The organism is Faecalibacterium sp. Marseille-Q4896, from assembly GCF_017377615.1.
Classification (GTDB): Bacteria; Bacillota; Clostridia; order Oscillospirales; family Ruminococcaceae; genus Faecalibacterium; species Faecalibacterium taiwanense.
In genome coordinates, this window is record NZ_JAFREG010000007.1 from 43,710 (window position 1) to 58,969 (window position 15,260).

Annotated in this window: 12 protein-coding genes and 1 tRNA gene; 3 read left to right on the top strand and 10 right to left on the bottom strand. The window is 57.3% G+C overall.

Annotated features, from left to right (window positions below; translation table 11 throughout):
• Positions 1–55: 55 nt before the first annotated feature.
• Positions 56–508: a CBS domain-containing protein gene (locus tag J3348_RS10975; protein WP_097775366.1), complete on the bottom strand. Its 453-nt coding sequence runs from the start codon at positions 506–508 to the stop codon at positions 56–58.
• A gap of 439 nt (positions 509–947) precedes the next feature.
• Here J3348_RS10975 and J3348_RS10980 point away from each other — a divergent pair, with 439 nt between their 5' ends.
• Together J3348_RS10980 and J3348_RS10985 are read left to right on the top strand one after the other, a co-directional pair.
• A complete protein-coding gene (locus J3348_RS10980; RefSeq protein ID WP_005945874.1) occupies positions 948–1,298 on the top strand; it encodes an Asp23/Gls24 family envelope stress response protein in 351 nt (116 codons plus the stop codon).
• 60 nt (positions 1,299–1,358) lie between these two features.
• Positions 1,359–3,053 (top strand): DAK2 domain-containing protein, encoded by a 1,695-nt coding sequence (locus tag J3348_RS10985; protein WP_207698984.1) that lies wholly within the window; start codon positions 1,359–1,361, stop codon positions 3,051–3,053.
• A 116-nt stretch (positions 3,054–3,169) separates the two neighbouring features.
• Here J3348_RS10985 and J3348_RS10990 read toward each other — a convergent pair whose 3' ends face one another.
• From J3348_RS10990 to J3348_RS11030, 9 genes are all read right to left on the bottom strand, one after another.
• Complete coding sequence (locus J3348_RS10990; protein ID WP_347565384.1) at positions 3,170–7,459, bottom strand: PolC-type DNA polymerase III; 4,290 nt, start codon at positions 7,457–7,459, stop codon at positions 3,170–3,172.
• Between the two features lie 77 nt (positions 7,460–7,536).
• On the bottom strand, positions 7,537–8,610 hold the full coding sequence (gene ispG / locus J3348_RS10995) for a flavodoxin-dependent (E)-4-hydroxy-3-methylbut-2-enyl-diphosphate synthase (protein ID WP_275541415.1): 1,074 nt from the start codon (positions 8,608–8,610) through the stop codon (positions 7,537–7,539).
• A complete protein-coding gene (locus tag J3348_RS11000; RefSeq protein ID WP_207698985.1) occupies positions 8,607–9,719 on the bottom strand; it encodes a site-2 protease family protein in 1,113 nt (370 codons plus the stop codon). Before J3348_RS11000 ends, ispG begins: the two co-directional genes overlap by 4 nt.
• A 156-nt stretch (positions 9,720–9,875) precedes the next feature.
• Positions 9,876–11,027 (bottom strand): 1-deoxy-D-xylulose-5-phosphate reductoisomerase, encoded by a 1,152-nt coding sequence (gene dxr / locus J3348_RS11005; protein WP_097775363.1) that lies wholly within the window; start codon positions 11,025–11,027, stop codon positions 9,876–9,878.
• A gap of 15 nt (positions 11,028–11,042) precedes the next feature.
• A complete protein-coding gene (locus J3348_RS11010; protein ID WP_005945868.1) occupies positions 11,043–11,903 on the bottom strand; it encodes a phosphatidate cytidylyltransferase in 861 nt (286 codons plus the stop codon).
• Between the two features lie 112 nt (positions 11,904–12,015).
• Positions 12,016–12,729: a polyprenyl diphosphate synthase gene (uppS, locus tag J3348_RS11015; protein WP_097775362.1), complete on the bottom strand. Its 714-nt coding sequence runs from the start codon at positions 12,727–12,729 to the stop codon at positions 12,016–12,018.
• A 92-nt stretch (positions 12,730–12,821) separates the two neighbouring features.
• Positions 12,822–13,376 (bottom strand): ribosome recycling factor, encoded by a 555-nt coding sequence (frr, locus tag J3348_RS11020; RefSeq protein WP_207698986.1) that lies wholly within the window; start codon positions 13,374–13,376, stop codon positions 12,822–12,824.
• 81 nt (positions 13,377–13,457) lie between these two features.
• Entirely contained in the window at positions 13,458–14,168 is a 711-nt protein-coding gene (gene pyrH, locus J3348_RS11025; protein WP_207698987.1) for a UMP kinase, read from the bottom strand.
• Between the two features lie 129 nt (positions 14,169–14,297).
• Positions 14,298–14,993 (bottom strand): DNA alkylation repair protein, encoded by a 696-nt coding sequence (locus J3348_RS11030; protein WP_207698988.1) that lies wholly within the window; start codon positions 14,991–14,993, stop codon positions 14,298–14,300.
• A gap of 145 nt (positions 14,994–15,138) precedes the next feature.
• On the opposite strand from J3348_RS11030, the gene J3348_RS11035 reads away from it, so the two are divergent.
• Positions 15,139–15,213: transfer RNA gene (locus J3348_RS11035), tRNA-Gly, on the top strand.
• The last annotated feature ends 47 nt before the right edge of the window (positions 15,214–15,260 follow it).

Here is a 15,260-nt window from a genome sequence, read left to right on the forward strand (position 1 = left end):
AAAGCCGCCCGGCTTCAGATGCGGAACCGGGCGGCTGGCCACCTATTTATATCGTTCAATGCACAGCGGCATATTCCGGGATGCGCTGCTCATGGGCCTGCTGCTCTGTGCGGGCCTTCTCATAGCAGTAACGGATGATCGCCTGCCTGCGCACGATGCCAATGAAGATGCCGCGGTCATCCACAACCGGCACAAAGTTCTGGTTCATGGCCGCTTCGATCAGCTGATCCATGCTGGTGGTCACGGTGACAGCCTTGTAGTCGCGCTTGTGCGGGAAGGCCGAAATGGGGACATCCTCAGCCGCTTCCAGATCCAGACCATGGAACTTTTTCAGCCCCCAGAGAATGTCGCCCTCGGTCAGGGTGCCCACATATTTTCCCTGCCGGTTGAGCACCGGAATGGACGCGTAGCGGTTATTCTCCCACTTTTCCAGCGTCTGCCGAAGGGTGAAATCGTCGTAAACATACATCAGATCCTGCTTGGGTGAAAGGAAAAACAGAATATTCATGACAACAGCTCCTAAACATTGTTCCACGCGCCGTGCGCAAAAAATAACGCAGTTCATCCGCACAAGCGGGACCCTGCGCCGCAGTCCCTATCCTTGTTTCTATTTTAGCACTTTTTCATAGTCGAATAAAGAGTTATCACCCACCTTTTATATTTTTTTAACAGATTGTTTGCTTTCTTTCGTCATACTTTCGGTTTTGATAAAAAGCAACCAGCGTCCGTTATGCTATCACCTTCCCGGTGCGAAGCCGCCCGAACCATGCCGCCAATGCAGAAACCTGCGCAAAAAGTTGATATACCAGCATTTTGCGCTGTACAAGCGCGCCCCAAAGTTGTATAATAATGTGGGTGTTTCTCGGCGCAGTATGTGTATCTGTCCGCCGCTGCGCACCAGACCTTGAATGTGTTTTATGAAAATAACATAAAGGAGCAGAGCGACTATGATCACTTCCCGTTTCCCTCTGGGGGATGTCAGCTTTACGTCCGGGTATTTTGCTACTCTGGTAGGTGAAGCAGCCAAACAGTGTTACGGTGTTGCCGCAATGGCACCCCGTGATATGACCGATGCCGTCAGAAGCATGGTGCACGGTTCTGATTACCCGGAAAAGGGTGTCCGTGTCACGCAGGAGGATGGTCGTCTGGTGATCGAACTGCACATTGCAGTGAGCTATGGCCTGAACATTTCTACCGCCGCACGCAGCATCTCTCACCGCGTCAAGGACGAGGTGGAGCAGGCTACCGGCCTGAAGGTTGCCCGCGTTGTGGTTTCGGTAGACGATGTGATCGCCTGATTTTTGTTGGTTCATCCGAATGCGCCGGGCTTTTCCGGCAAGTACAAGGAGTAAAAAAGAATGATTTCTGGTAAGATTTTGCGTGACGCCATTATCTCTGGCGCCAACAACATCAACAATCAGCGCTCCCGCGTGGACGAGCTGAACGTTTTCCCTGTTCCTGATGGCGACACTGGCACCAACATGGGCATGACCGTGGGTGCTTCTGTGCGCGAGCTGGAAGCATTGGACGACAGCTGCACCGTGGGTGAGGCTTCCAAGACCGCTGCTTCCGCCATGCTGCGCGGTGCACGCGGCAACTCCGGTGTTATCACCAGCCTGCTGTTCCGCGGCTTCTCCAAGGCGCTGGAAGGCAAGAAGGAAGCCACCGCTGCCGACATTGTCGAGGCTCTGAAGAAGGGTGTCGAGGGCGCTTATAAGGCCGTTATGAAGCCCACCGAGGGCACCATCCTCACGGTTGCACGCATTGCCTCTGAGGAAGCTGCTGCCTGCGGTGCCGAGGATGTGCCCGCTCTGTGGGATGTGGTGATGACCGCCGGCCAGAAGGCTCTGGAGGACACCCCCAACCTGCTGCCTGTTCTGAAGAAGGCCGGCGTTGTGGATGCCGGCGGTCAGGGCATCATGATTATCTTTGAGGGCATGGGCAAGGTGTTCCATGGCGAAGGCATCGTGGCAGGCGGCGAGGCTGCTCCCAACAAGGCAAAGCTCTCCACCGAGAACGCCGGCAAGGGCGTGTTCACCGACGACCTGATGAAGGTGGAGGACATCAAGAACGGCTACTGCACCCAGTTCCTGATCAACAAGTATGAGGGTGCAAGCGCCGCAAAGATGCGTGCCTTTGCAGAATCCAACGGCGACAGTGTGGTGTGCATCGAGGATGACGATGTGATCAACCTGCATGTGCACACCGCTGATCCCGGCAAGATCCTGAGCGAAGCCATCAAGTATGGCTACCTGACCAACTTCAAGATCGAGAACATGCACGAGCAGTTCCTGGCCCGCCAGAAGCAGGGCAAGAGCCTGGAAAAGCAGGCTTCTGCTGAGAAGGCTCCTTCTCAGTCCAGCGAGTTCGTCTACGCTGCTGTGGACCCCAGCCGTGACTATGGTTTTGTTGCCGTTGCCGCCGGTGAAGGCCTGAAGGCCGTGTTCACCGATCTGGCTGCAGACGCAGTGGTCTCCGGTGGTCAGACCATGAACCCAGCCACCGAGGATATCCTCGCTGCCATCCAGAGCGTGCCCGCAAAGACCGTGTTCGTGCTGCCCAACAACAAGAACATCATCATGGCTGCTGAGCAGGCCCAGAAGCTGGCCGACCGTCAGGTGGTCGTTCTGCCCACCCGCACCGTGCCCATGGGCATTACCGCCATGCTGAACTTTGATCCCTCCGTGAACGCCGAGACCAACACCATCAACATGATGGCTGCTGCCGACAAGGTGTCCACCGGTCTGATCACCTATGCTGCCCGCGACAGTGAGTACGACGGCAAGCGCATCAGGAAGGGTGAGATCATGGCTCTGGAGAACGGCAAGATCGTTTCCACCTCCAACGATATCACCAAAGCTACCTACCGTCTGGCACGCGGCATGTGCAAGAAGGATTCCAGCTTCGTCACCATCATTTCCGGCTGCGACGTGAGCGATGAGGATGCCGAGAAAGTGACCGAGATCGTAAAGGCAAAGTGCCCGAACCACGTTGAGGTCAGCCACATCCGCGGCGGCCAGCCCGTTTACTATTATATGATCAGCGTGGAGTAAACACTCCCCCGTTCTGCTGAATTTTTAAGCACCTGCGATTTTTGCCGCGGGTGCTTTTTTAAAGCAAAAGTGCCTGCACAGCTAAAGCCGTGCAGGCACTTTTGCTTTCAGAATCCTCAGAAGAAGCTTACCTGACTGCTCTCCGGCAGGTCGCCCAGAGCGCCCACCTGACGCAAACGGTCCAGAATGCTGCTGCCGACACCGGAAGCCTGCTGCAACTCTTCCACCGAGATATATTCTTCGCCGTGGATGGTCACCTTTTCCAGTGCATCGGCGGCAGCACCGCCAAGACCCTTCAGCGAAGAGAAAGGCAGACGTACCTTGCCGTCCTCCACCACATACTTGGAGCCGCGGCTCTTGCCCAGCTCAATGGGCAAAAACTCGTAGCCGCGCACCAGCATCTCGTTGACGAGCTGCAGGCTGACCAGCACATCTTCGTCCTTGGCGTTCTTCTCTTCCTTCAGGCGGCGCTTGACTTCTTCCATGTGGGCGCGGGCCACTGCCGCACCGCCCACAGCGGCCTCATAGTCGATGTCGTCGCCGCGTACGGTAAAGTATACCGCATAAAACTCCGGTGGACGGTAGATCTTGAACCACATCAGACGAATGGCCGACATCAGGTAGGCCACGGCATGGGCCTTGGGGAACATATACTTGATCTTGCGGCAGCTCTCAATGTACCAGTCCGGCACCTCGTGCTCCCGCATGGCTTCCTCCCAGCCATCCTTGAAACCGCCCTTGGCCACCTTGCCCTTACGCACAGCCTCCATGATATCAAAGGCCATCTTGGGTTCCAGACCCTTGCGCAACAGGTACAGCATGATGCTGTCACGGCAGCCAATGACCTCCGCAATGGTGCAGGTGCCGCTGCGGATCAGCTCGTCCGCGTTGCCGGTCCACACATCAGTGCCGTGGGACAGGCCCGAGATCTGGATCAGTTCGGAGAAGTTCTTGGGGCGTGCCTCCACCAGCATACCGCGCACAAAGTTGGTGCCCATTTCCGGGATGCCGAAGGTTCCGGTCTGGCTGTCGATCTGTTCCGGGGTCACGCCCAGCGCTTCGGGGCTGGTCAGCAGGCTGTACACCTTGGGGTCGTTCATGGGGATGCTGTCGATGGGGATACCGGTGTACTCCTCAAAATACTTGTAGAAGGTGGGCATATCGTGGCCCAGTTCGTCCAGCTTGAGCAGGGTATCGTGCAGGTACTTGAACTCGAAGTGGGTGGTCAGCAGGCCGCCTGCCACATCGTCCGCCGGGTGCTGGATGGGGCAGAAATCGTAGATCTCGTAGGTGTCCGGCACAACGACCATGCCGCCGGGGTGCTGACCCGTGGTGCGCTTGACGCCGGTGCAGCCCAGAGTCAGGCGGTTCTCCTCCGCATGGTTCACCGTGCGGCCGCGCTCATCCAGATATTTTTTGACATAGCCGTAGGCGGTCTTGTCCTGAATACCGGACACGGTGCCCGCCTTGAACACGTTGGCTTTGCCGAACAGCTCCTCGGTATAGCGGTGCACATTGGACTGATATTCGCCGGAAAAGTTCAGGTCGATATCCGGCTCTTTATCGCCGTAGAAGCCGAGGAAGGTCTCGAAGGGAATATCGTGGCCGTCCACCAGCATCCGGGTGCCGCAGTTGGGGCAGTTTTTATCCGGCAGGTCAAAGCCGTCGTCCACGCTGCCGTCGGTGATGAACTCGCTGTGCTTGCACTTGGGGCAGCGATAGTGGGGCGGCAGGCTGTTCACCTCCGAGATGCCGGAGAAGTGGGCCACGGCCGATGAGCCGACCGAACCACGGCTGCCCACCTGATAGCCGCCCGCGTTGGAATAGGCCACCAGTTTGACCGCAATGACGTACAGCACGGCGTAGCCATGGCCGCAGATGGAGTCCAGCTCCTTCTGCAGCCGCTTTTCCACAATTTCGGGCAGCGGGTCACCGTAATCGCGCTTGGCGTGTTCCCACGTAGCATCGCGCAGCTGCTGCTCTGCACCCTCGATGCTGGGCGGGTAGGTGCCGCGCGGGATGGCACGAACATTGTTGTCGATCATCGCCGCGATCTTGCGGGGGTTCTTCACCACTACCTCGTAGGCTTTTTCCTTGGGCAGATAGTAGAACTGCGCCAGCATATCCTGCGTGGTGCGGAAGAACAGCGGCGGCTGGTTGTCGGCATCTTTAAAGCCGTTGCCCGCCTGCAGCACAGCGCGGTAAGCCGCGTCCTCCGGCTCGGTAAAGTGCACGTCGCCGGTGGCAATGACCGGCTTGTGCAGGTCCTCGCCCAGCTTGATGACCGTGCGGTTGAAGTTTTTGATGTCCTCTTCGCTGTCCACCTTGCCGTCCCGCACCATGTAGGCGTTGTTGCCCAGCGGCTGGATCTCAAGAATATCGTAGTAGGACGCGATCTTTTTCAGTTCTTCATAGCTGGTGCCATCCACGATGGCCCGGTACAGCTCGCCGGCTTCGCAGGCGGAAGTGAGCAGCAGGCCGTCCCGGTATTTGTTCAAAAGGCTCCGGGGCACCCGGGGCTTTTTGAAAAAGTAGTTCACATGGGCTTCGCTGACGATCTTGTACAGATTTTTCAGGCCCATCTGGTTCTTGACCAGAATGATGAGGTGGTAATACTTCTTTTTCAGCACCTCGCGGTTGCCGCCAAGGCCGGTGTTGATCTCACTGACCTTTGCTACCTGCTTTTCTTTCAGGTCGTTCAGCATGACCCCGAAGATGCGGCCCAGCGCGGCAGAATCCTCACAGGCACGGTGGGCCTCGTAGGCAGGCAGCTCCAGATGCTTGTTGATGGTGCCCTGCTTGTAGTTGTGCAGGCCGGGGTACATGGCCTGCGCCATGGTCAGGGTGTCGATATAGGTCGGCTCCAGCTTGATGCCGCTGCGCTTGGCGGCGGCGCGCAGGAAACGCATATCAAAGGCGTGGACGTTGTGGCCCACAAGGATGCGGTCTCCCGCAAATTTGAGGAAGGCTTCCAGTGCTTCCTTTTCGCCGGGAGCATCCGCCACCATTTCGTTGGTGATGCCGGTCAGCTCGGTGATCTTGGGGGTGATGGGCTTGCCGGACTTGACAAAGGTATCAAATTCCTCCACCACTTCGCCGTTTTTCACGATGACGGCACCGATCTCGGTCATATACTCCACGCCGGGGTCAAGGCCGGTGGTCTCGGTATCAAACACGCAGAACTCCCCATCCAGCGGCTGATCCTTCACACCGTATACACAGGGGATCATGTCGTCCACAAAGTAGGCTTCACAGCCGTAGATCAGCTTGAAGTCCGGGTCTGATTTATGGATATCGTCCGCTGCCAGCATGGCTTCCGGGTAACCCTGACACACACCGTGGTCAGTGATGGCAACGGCCGGATGTCCCATGCGGTGGGCCAGCTTGACGATGCCGCCGGGGTCACAGAAGCCGTCCATGCTGGAAAGCTTGGTGTGCAGATGCAGCTCCACCCGCTTGACCGGTGCGGTATCCTCCCGCTTTTTGCGCTCCACGATGAGCACATCGTAGGGGTAGACGATATAATCGTGTTCGTACTTGTCGTAGGAGCAGTCGCCGCGCACGATGAGGGTGGTGCCTTTGCCAAGGCTCTCCCACTTGGAGCAGTCCTCACCTTCCTGCGCGCGGATCTTCAGGTTGATGGAGCCCTGATAATCGGTGATGGATACGGTATAAATTTTGCGGAAGTTGCCCTTGACCTCCGAGAAGAACACATCGCCCCAGATCGTGCACTTGCCGCCCTCGCCGCCAAGGTCTTTCAGCGGGGTGAGGTTCTTGGGGGTGAACATCTTGCCGTGGAAAATGGTGACGGGCTTATCGGTCAGGTCCAGACCATCCACCTTGATGGACGGTGCTGTGTTCTTTTTCTCAAACTTGACCACCGGTGGCGCGATCTTGCGCTCCAGCTTTTCTTCCATCTGGTGCTGCTCGGCTTCGCTTACAGCGCTTTGCAGCGTTACCTGCGGCGTTACCCCGGTGTGGGCCGCAATGCGCTCTGCCAGCAGCTTTTCAAAGTGCATCTCCTGCAAAAACTTGGTGCCATGGCATACGCCGATGGTGATCTTCTGTCCGATGATGTTGATCTTGCACCGGTCCAGAAAGCCGTTGATGGGCACGCCGTCCCGCTTCATCTCTTCCATCAGATCGCGCAGGGCCGTTTCGTCCAGCATGGCATAGCCAAACAGGTTCTGGATGCGCAGCTCAAAGCCCTCATAATCCGGCTGCAGGGATGCCAGCAGCCGGGCACAGAGATTTTTGTCCAGCGGCGCACCGCTGCGCAGGGTAAAGATGACCTGCCGCTCCTGCCGCAGCATCTGCGCATGCTCCACAATGACCTGCCCGAAGCAGGCCGCAAATGCCGGGTCCACCATGAACTGCGGCCACAGGTTGGATACGAGTGGTGTCACAAATGGTACTCCTTTTTATACAGCACAAACTGCCGCACCCGTTTTTTGCAGGTGTGGCAGCTGTGAAAAAAGCCAAATTATAGTTTATAGATCTCATCCATGAACTGATCCAGGATGTTGTCTCCGGTCAGCTTTTTGATGGGCTTGCCGTGGATGAACAGCACCGCCTCGCCCTTGCCGCCGGCAATGCCGATGTCTGCTTCACGGGCTTCACCGGGGCCGTTGACCACGCAGCCCATCACGGCCACCTTGATGGATTTTTTGCAGCCCTGCAGCCGCTTTTCCACCTCATTGGCGATCTCGGTGCAGGGATACTGGGTGCGGCCGCAGGTGGGGCAGGTGATGACCTCCGGGCCTGCTACCGGGAAGCCTACGGCACGCAGGATGTTGTAGCCGGCTTCTACTTCCTTTTCCGGCTCTGCGGCCAGCGAGACACGGATGGTATCGCCGATGCCTTCCAGCAGCATCCCGCCGATGCCCATACCGCTCTTGAGCAGACCCATCTGATAGGTGCCTGCTTCGGTGACGCCCACATGGAGCGGGTAATCTGTAACTGCACTGAGCTGGCGGTAGGCCTCCATCATGCGGGGCACATTGGAGTTCTTGATGGAAATGACGATGTTGTTGAAATCGAATTTTTCCAGCAGGCGCACATGGTACAGTGCACTCTCCACCATGGCCTCCGGCGTGGGGGCGCCGTATTTTGCAAGGATGTGCTTTTCCAGACTGCCGCCATTCACGCCGATGCGGATGGGAATGTTCTTGCGCTGACAGGCATCCACCACAGCCTTCACCCGGTCATCGTCGCCGATGTTGCCGGGGTTGATGCGGATCTTATCCACGCCTACATCTGCACAGGCCAGAGCCGCCTTATAGTCAAAATGGATGTCTGCCACAATGGGGATGTTCACCGCATTCTTGACGGCTTCGATGCACTTTGCATCCGCCGGGCTGGGGCAGGTCACGCGCAGAATCTGACAGCCAGCAGCTTCGCACCGCTTTGCCTGCGCCACATTGCCCTCAATATCCTCCACCGGCACGTTGAGCATCGTCTGTACCGCAACAGGATTCTTGCCGCCGATGGTCACATTGCCGATCTTCACTTCCCGTTTTAACTGCCGCATAAAGCTCCCCTTTCTGTTTTTGCTCACATTGCACCGGTCACAAGCCGGATGATATCATTATAGGTTGCAAAGAGCATCAGGCCAAACAGCAGTGCAAAGGCCGCAATGGTCAGTGTACCCTGCAGCTTTTCCGGCACTGCATGGCCGGTAACGCCCTCAATGATCAAAAATACCACCTTGCCGCCATCCAGTGCCGGGAAGGGCAGCAGATTGAACACGCCCAGATTGATGGTGATGAGGGCCAGCAGCTCCAGCAGATCCTGCCAGCCGTAGCTTGCCGCCTGACCGATCGCTGTCACGATACCCACCGGGCCGGACAGATTGTTGATGCTCTCACGTCCGCGCACAAGGTCTGCCAGCGAGATAAACGCGATGCGTCCGTAGTACAAGGTACTGTTCCATGCTTCTTTTAACACATTGAGCGGTGTTTTTTTGATGCCGTACACCGTAAAGCCAAGGGTCATATGGGTCTGGCCGTTCTCGTCCTGCCAGGTGTCGAACTGCACGTCCGGCAGTTCCACCTTTTGGCCGTCCCGCTTCACGGTGAACCGGGCGCGATAGGCTTCGGTGCGCACCAGCTCATAAAGGATGTCGTTGGCCACAAAGCAGCGCCTGCCGTTCACGGCAACGATCTCGTCCCCCGCCTGCAGGCCGGTCTGGCCGCAGAGGGCATCGTTCTCAATGGAATAGATGGTCTTGCTGGTGATGGCTCCTTCCTGTGCTGCCACAAGAATGACCAGCACCACAAAGCCCAGCACGAAATTCATGAAGGCACCTGCCACCATCACAAGCACACGCTGCCATACCGGTGCCTCGTTCAAAGGGATGCCGGTGCGCTGCTCCGGCGGGACAGGGTTTTCGTCCTCTGCTTCCCGTTCGTCGCGGGCCGCTTCGGCCTGCTGGCTCTCGGGGCTTTCCTCGCCCTCCAGCGCCACATAGCCGCCTACCGGCAATGCACGCAGGCTGTACTGGGTGCCCTTGTAAATTTTCTTCCACAAAGCAGGCCCCATGCCGATGGAAAACTCGTTGACCTGAATGCCGCAGAGCTTTGCCACGGTAAAGTGCCCGAATTCATGAATGGCGATCACAGCGCTGAACACGATCAGTGCGGCGATCAGGGTGATAAAAATTGACATTGCGTCTCCTAAAGCTGAAAAGTCGGAACCCCTCTCAGTCAGGGCTGCCGCCCTGCCAGCTCCCCCAAAGGGGGAGCTTTTGCACATCTGGCCTTACGCTTTTTGAAAGCTCTCCCTTCGGGAGAGCTGCCGAACGCAGTGAGGCTGAGAGGGTTTTTATAAGTGCGCTCTTACAAATTCCCGTGCCATGCGGTCGCACTCGTACACATCGCTGAGGGTATACCCGCCGCCAAAGCTGTCGCTGTCCACGACTGCTTCCACCAGACGGCCAATATCGAGGAAGCCAATTTTGTCCTCAAGGAAGAGCTTGACAGCTTCCTCATTGGCACCGTTGGCAGCACATGGGCCGAGACCGCCCTTTTTGATGGCCTTTTTGCAGGCGGCAAGGCAGCGGAAGGTCTCGTCGTCTGCCACATCGAAGGTGAGCACCTTGAGTGCGGCAAAGTCCAGCTCCGGCACAACGCCGGGTACGCGCTTTGGGTAGGTGAGCGCATACTGGATGGGAATGCGCATATCCGGCACACCCAGCTGAGCAATGACCGAATTATCGCTGAACTGCACCGCCGAATGCACAATGCTCTGGCGCTGCACCACGATCTGGATCTTCTCCGGCGGCAGGCCGAACAGCCACACCGCCTCGATCAGCTCCAGACCCTTGTTCATCAGGGTGGCAGAGTCAATGGTGATCTTTGCGCCCATGTTCCAGTTGGGGTGCTTGAGGGCATCCGCCTTGGTCTTACCGCGCAGCTCCTCGGTCTTCATCCCGAAGAAGGGGCCGCCGGATGCCGTGAGCAGGATCTTGGTCAGGCTGGGGGCACTCTCCTTATCCTGCAGGCACTGGAAGATGGCCGAATGTTCACTGTCCACCGGCAGCAGCTTTACACCATGCTTTGCCACGGCCTGTGTGACCAGATGGCCGCCGGTGACAAGACTCTCCTTGTTGGCAAGGGCCAGATCATGCCCGCTTTCGATCGCGCACAGGCTGGCACCAAGGCCTGCAATGCCCACCACGCTGTTCAGCACCACATCGGTGCCGTCCAGTGCGGCCAGCTGCTTGAGCCCTTCTGGCCCTACCAGCAGCCGGGGCGCATCTGCACGACCGGAAAGCTCCGCATCCAGCCTGCGGGCCGCATCCGGGTCGGTCATGCAGACATAGCGCGGATGAAACTCTTCGATCTGCTGCAGGATCTTGTCTACATGGCTGTGGGCAGAAAGACCGAACACCTCATAGCCCTGTGCACGGATCACATCCAGACTCTGGGTGCCGATGGAACCGGTAGAACCCAGCAGAGTGATTTTTTTCGACATCACACGTTCCCCCTTTTAATAGTAGAACACCGCCGTAATGACCATGGTCACAAAGGGCGCAATGAACATCACACTGTCAAAGCGGTCCAGAATGCCGCCGTGCCCCGGGAAGATGGTGCCGTAATCCTTGATGCCGCACTGGCGCTTGACCACGCTGGCAAACAGATCGCCATAAATGCCCAGCACCGCCGCCACGCAGCCCAGCAGCGCAATGATCACGTACATGGAAACGCCAATGTTGGAGCGGGTGAAGGCTTCCATCCGGTTTGCCGCCACTGAGTACACCAGTGTGATGATCACACCGAACACCATGGTGCCCAGAACACCGCCAATGGCACCTTCCACGGTCTTTTTGGGGCTGACCACCGGGCAGAGCTTGTGCTTGCCAAAGGCACGGCCTGCAAAGTAGGCACAGGTATCGCCGCCCCAGGCAAAGCAGAGGATGAGCAAGATAAAGAACACCGCATCGTAGCCGTACTGCTCCACCGGCAGCAGCTCCTTGAGCCGGATAAAGGAATAGAAGCAGAAGATCACGATACCGGAGAACATCAGCAGGCCGCTGGCCTTCTGATAGCTGATGGTGCCATTGCGCACCACCAGATAGATGGCATAAAAGGTGACCAGCAGAAAGGACATCGGCATCACCAGCCGCCGCATGACCTGATAGTTGCTCGTCATGACCAGCAGTGTATACGGCACCAGAACCGCGTACATCAGCCAGTCCTTCTTTTCAAAGCCGAGGGCACTGTAGATCTCGTGAACGGCGATCAGCGTAATGGCCGCGATGACCAGATTAAAGATCAGAGTGTTGAAGGTGAACATCACGCCGATCAGTACGATGATGCCCACGATCGCAGTAATAACACGTGTTTTCATAGATTGGATCTCCTTTTCACCGGTCGGTGCCGCACCCCTCTGGATTAAGTTTGGCTCCGGCAAAGCCGCCGGGCCGTCCGGTCCCTGCACCGTGTGCAGGAGGTCTTGGGTTTTACAGTCCGCCAAACCGGCGGGAGCGATGATTGAACTCCTCAATGGCAGCGTCCAGATCGCTGCGGGTGAAATCCGGCCACAGAACGTCCATTTCTACCAGCTCCGAGTAAGCTGCCTGCCAGAGCATGAAGTTGGACAGCCGCTTTTCTCCGCTGGGACGCAGGATAAAATCCGGGTCCTTCTGGCCAGCGGTATACATGGCATCGCTGAGCAGCTGTTCCGTGATCTCTTCGGGCTTTATCTCCCCTGCCGCCGCCTTTGCCGCCAGCTGCTGCGCCGCCCGCACGATCTCCGGGCGGCCGCCGTAGTTGATAGCAATGTTCAGGGTCATGCCGGTCTTGACCGAAGAATCTGCTTCCAGCTTGTTCATCAGCTGCTGCAGCTTTTCATCCAGCACCGTGCGGTCGCCCATGAACTTGATGCGGATATTGCGGTTCTTGTAGTCAAAGCCCTTCAGCAGATATTCGCCGAACAGCCGCATAATGGCGTTGACCTCTTCCAGCGGACGCTTCCAGTTCTCGGTGGAAAACGCATAGAAGTACACCGACGAAACGCCCAGCTCATCGCAGTAATCTGCGATATCGCTGAACACCTCTGCGCCTCTTTTGTGCCCGGCAGTGCGGGGCAGGCCGCGGTTCTTTGCCCAGCGGCCGTTGCCGTCCATGATGATGCCGATGGAAAGGCCCTCGGCAAATTCTTTAGGATGCGCCATTGTTTCCTCCCGGCAGCAACGCCGCCTTCAACAAAAGTGCCGCGCACTCTTCTTCAGCGCACGGCACCTCCAGTTTATTGCATCTGCGCAGATCAGACAGACATGATCTCCTTCTGCTTTTCTTCCACCGCAGCATCGATGTTCTTGATATACTTGTCGGTCAGCTTCTGGACATCCTCTTCCATGGTCTTCTCGCTGTCCTCGGTCAGCTCGCCGGCCTTCTTCATGGCCTTGGCCTTATCCATAGCCTCACGGCGGATGTTGCGCACTGCCACCTTAGCCTCCTCACCCAGCTTGGAAACTTCCTTTGCCAGCTGCTTGCGGCGCTCCTCGGTGGGAGCCGGGAAGTTCAGACGGATGGTAGAGCCGTCATCAATGGGAGTGATGCCCACATCGCTGGCCATGATGGCCTTGCTGATGGGGCGCAGCAGAGTACGGTCCCACGGGGTAATGGTCAGGGTGCGTGCTTCGGCCACAGCCACGGATGCCACCTGCTGGATGGGAGTGGGGGCACCATAATAATCCACGCTGACCTTATCCAGCACAGCGGGATTTGCGCGGCCTGCGCGCACAGCGCCCAGTTCGCGGCCCAGATGTTCGACCGAGCTCTTCATCTTGTCTTCGTAAACCTTGGTGTTGCTGCTCATTGCGGTAGTCTCCTGTTCCTTTTTATCTTGGGGCTGCGCTGCAATGCGTCTGCCCTATAATGTATGTCGGCTGCAGGCGTTTCAGCCCTCGTAAACCAGTGTGCCCACATTCTCGCCCTGCACGGCACGGGCAATGTTGTCCGGGTCGGCCAGATCGAACACGAGGATGGGCAGCTTGTTATCGCGGCACAGAGTGGCAGCAGTGCCATCCATAACAGCCAGCTGGTCTTCCAGCACCTTGGTAAAGGTAAGGGTATCGTACTTCTTTGCATCCGGGTACTTGTGGGGGTCCTTATCGTAAACGCCATCCACCATAGTAGCCTTGAACATCACATCGGCGCTCACTTCCACAGCGCGCAGAGCGGTTGCCGTATCCGTGGAGAAGAACGGGTTGCCGGTGCCGCCGCCGAACACGGCGATCTTGCCCTCATCCATGGCGCGCAGAGCATCCTTGCGGGTAAAGGGCTGTGCCACCTGCGGCATGGTGATGGAGGTGAACACCTCAGTGGGGACACCCAGCTGCTCCAGCTTGTCGGAGACAGCCAGTGCATTCATCACGGTTGCCAGCATGCCGATCTTATCGGCCAGAGTGCGCTCCATCTTGCCGCTGGAACGGCCGCGCCAGAAGTTGCCACCGCCAACCACGATACCAATCTGCACGCCCAGCTCGTGTGCTTTCTTCACGCCGCCGCAGATCGCGTCCATGGTGGGTTCATCAAAACCCATGCCCTTTTCGCCGCCCAGTGCTTCGCCGCTGATCTTCAGAAGGATACGCTGATATTTCAATGCCATAATCCAAACACCACCTGTTTTTATCTTCCGTCAGGGCATAGGCATACCCTGGCATTTTTTACTATAGCTTATTTTACAATAAAACATCCATAAAGTAAACAGGAAATCTGCGCGGAAATCCGGAAGCTTTTATGAACGGCTGCGCAGACCGCGCAGCAGCTGCTTCATTCCGGGCGGAATGCGGCGGCTTTCCACCGCTTTCTGGATGGCTTTGTTGTGGGTCCACAGATCCAGCCGCTTTTCTGTGAGCCACGGCAGCGCGGCATCCGGCTGCTTTGCCAGTGCTGTGGCAAAATACCATGCCCGCATCATATTGATATAGTATGCCGTGCTGTGCACATCGGCCACCCATTCCAGATATTCCGGCCGGAATGCATCATCCAGATAATAGCGCATCAGCATCTCCATGCCATAGCGCACGGTGTACACCTCGCCCGAATCCAGCCAGCGGCGAATGGGCACCAGCAGTTCCTTCTTGTACTTTGCAAACACTTTGGGGCAAAAGCAGTCGCAGGTGGCCCAGTTGTTGATGTAGGGCAGGAACGCTTCCGTTTCAGCCAGCGCCCTGTCGTAGTCCCGGATAAGTTCGATCAGAAACGCGTGGAGGTTGTTCTCTTCGTAGTATCCATGCGGCAGGGCCTGTAAAAACACTTCTGCCTGCGCTGTGCCTGCGAGCTGTTTTGCCAACTTGCGCAGAGCCGGAACGCGCACGCCGATCACCGTTTCCGGCGGCACGGTGGGCATCAACGCACTGTGAAAGGTGCGGTATGCTTCATCCCGCAGGGCAAGCAGCTGCGCACGAATGATCTCTGCTTCCGGCTCCATCCTCTCTCCCTCCGTTCTTTTCTATTGTAGCAGAGCCGTATGGAAAAGCAAGGCCGTTCCGGCATTCTTTTCCGGTGCTTTAAGGAACATACAAAAATTGGGCTGGACATTTGTGCCGGAACATGCTATAATATCGTTCGTAAATGCGGGCATCGTACATCGGCTAGTATATCAGCCTTCCAAGCTGAGGAGGTGGGTTCGATTCCCATTGCCCGCTCCATGCAAAAAAGCGCCGTGGCCTTTTGGGTCACGGCGCTTTTGTTTTGC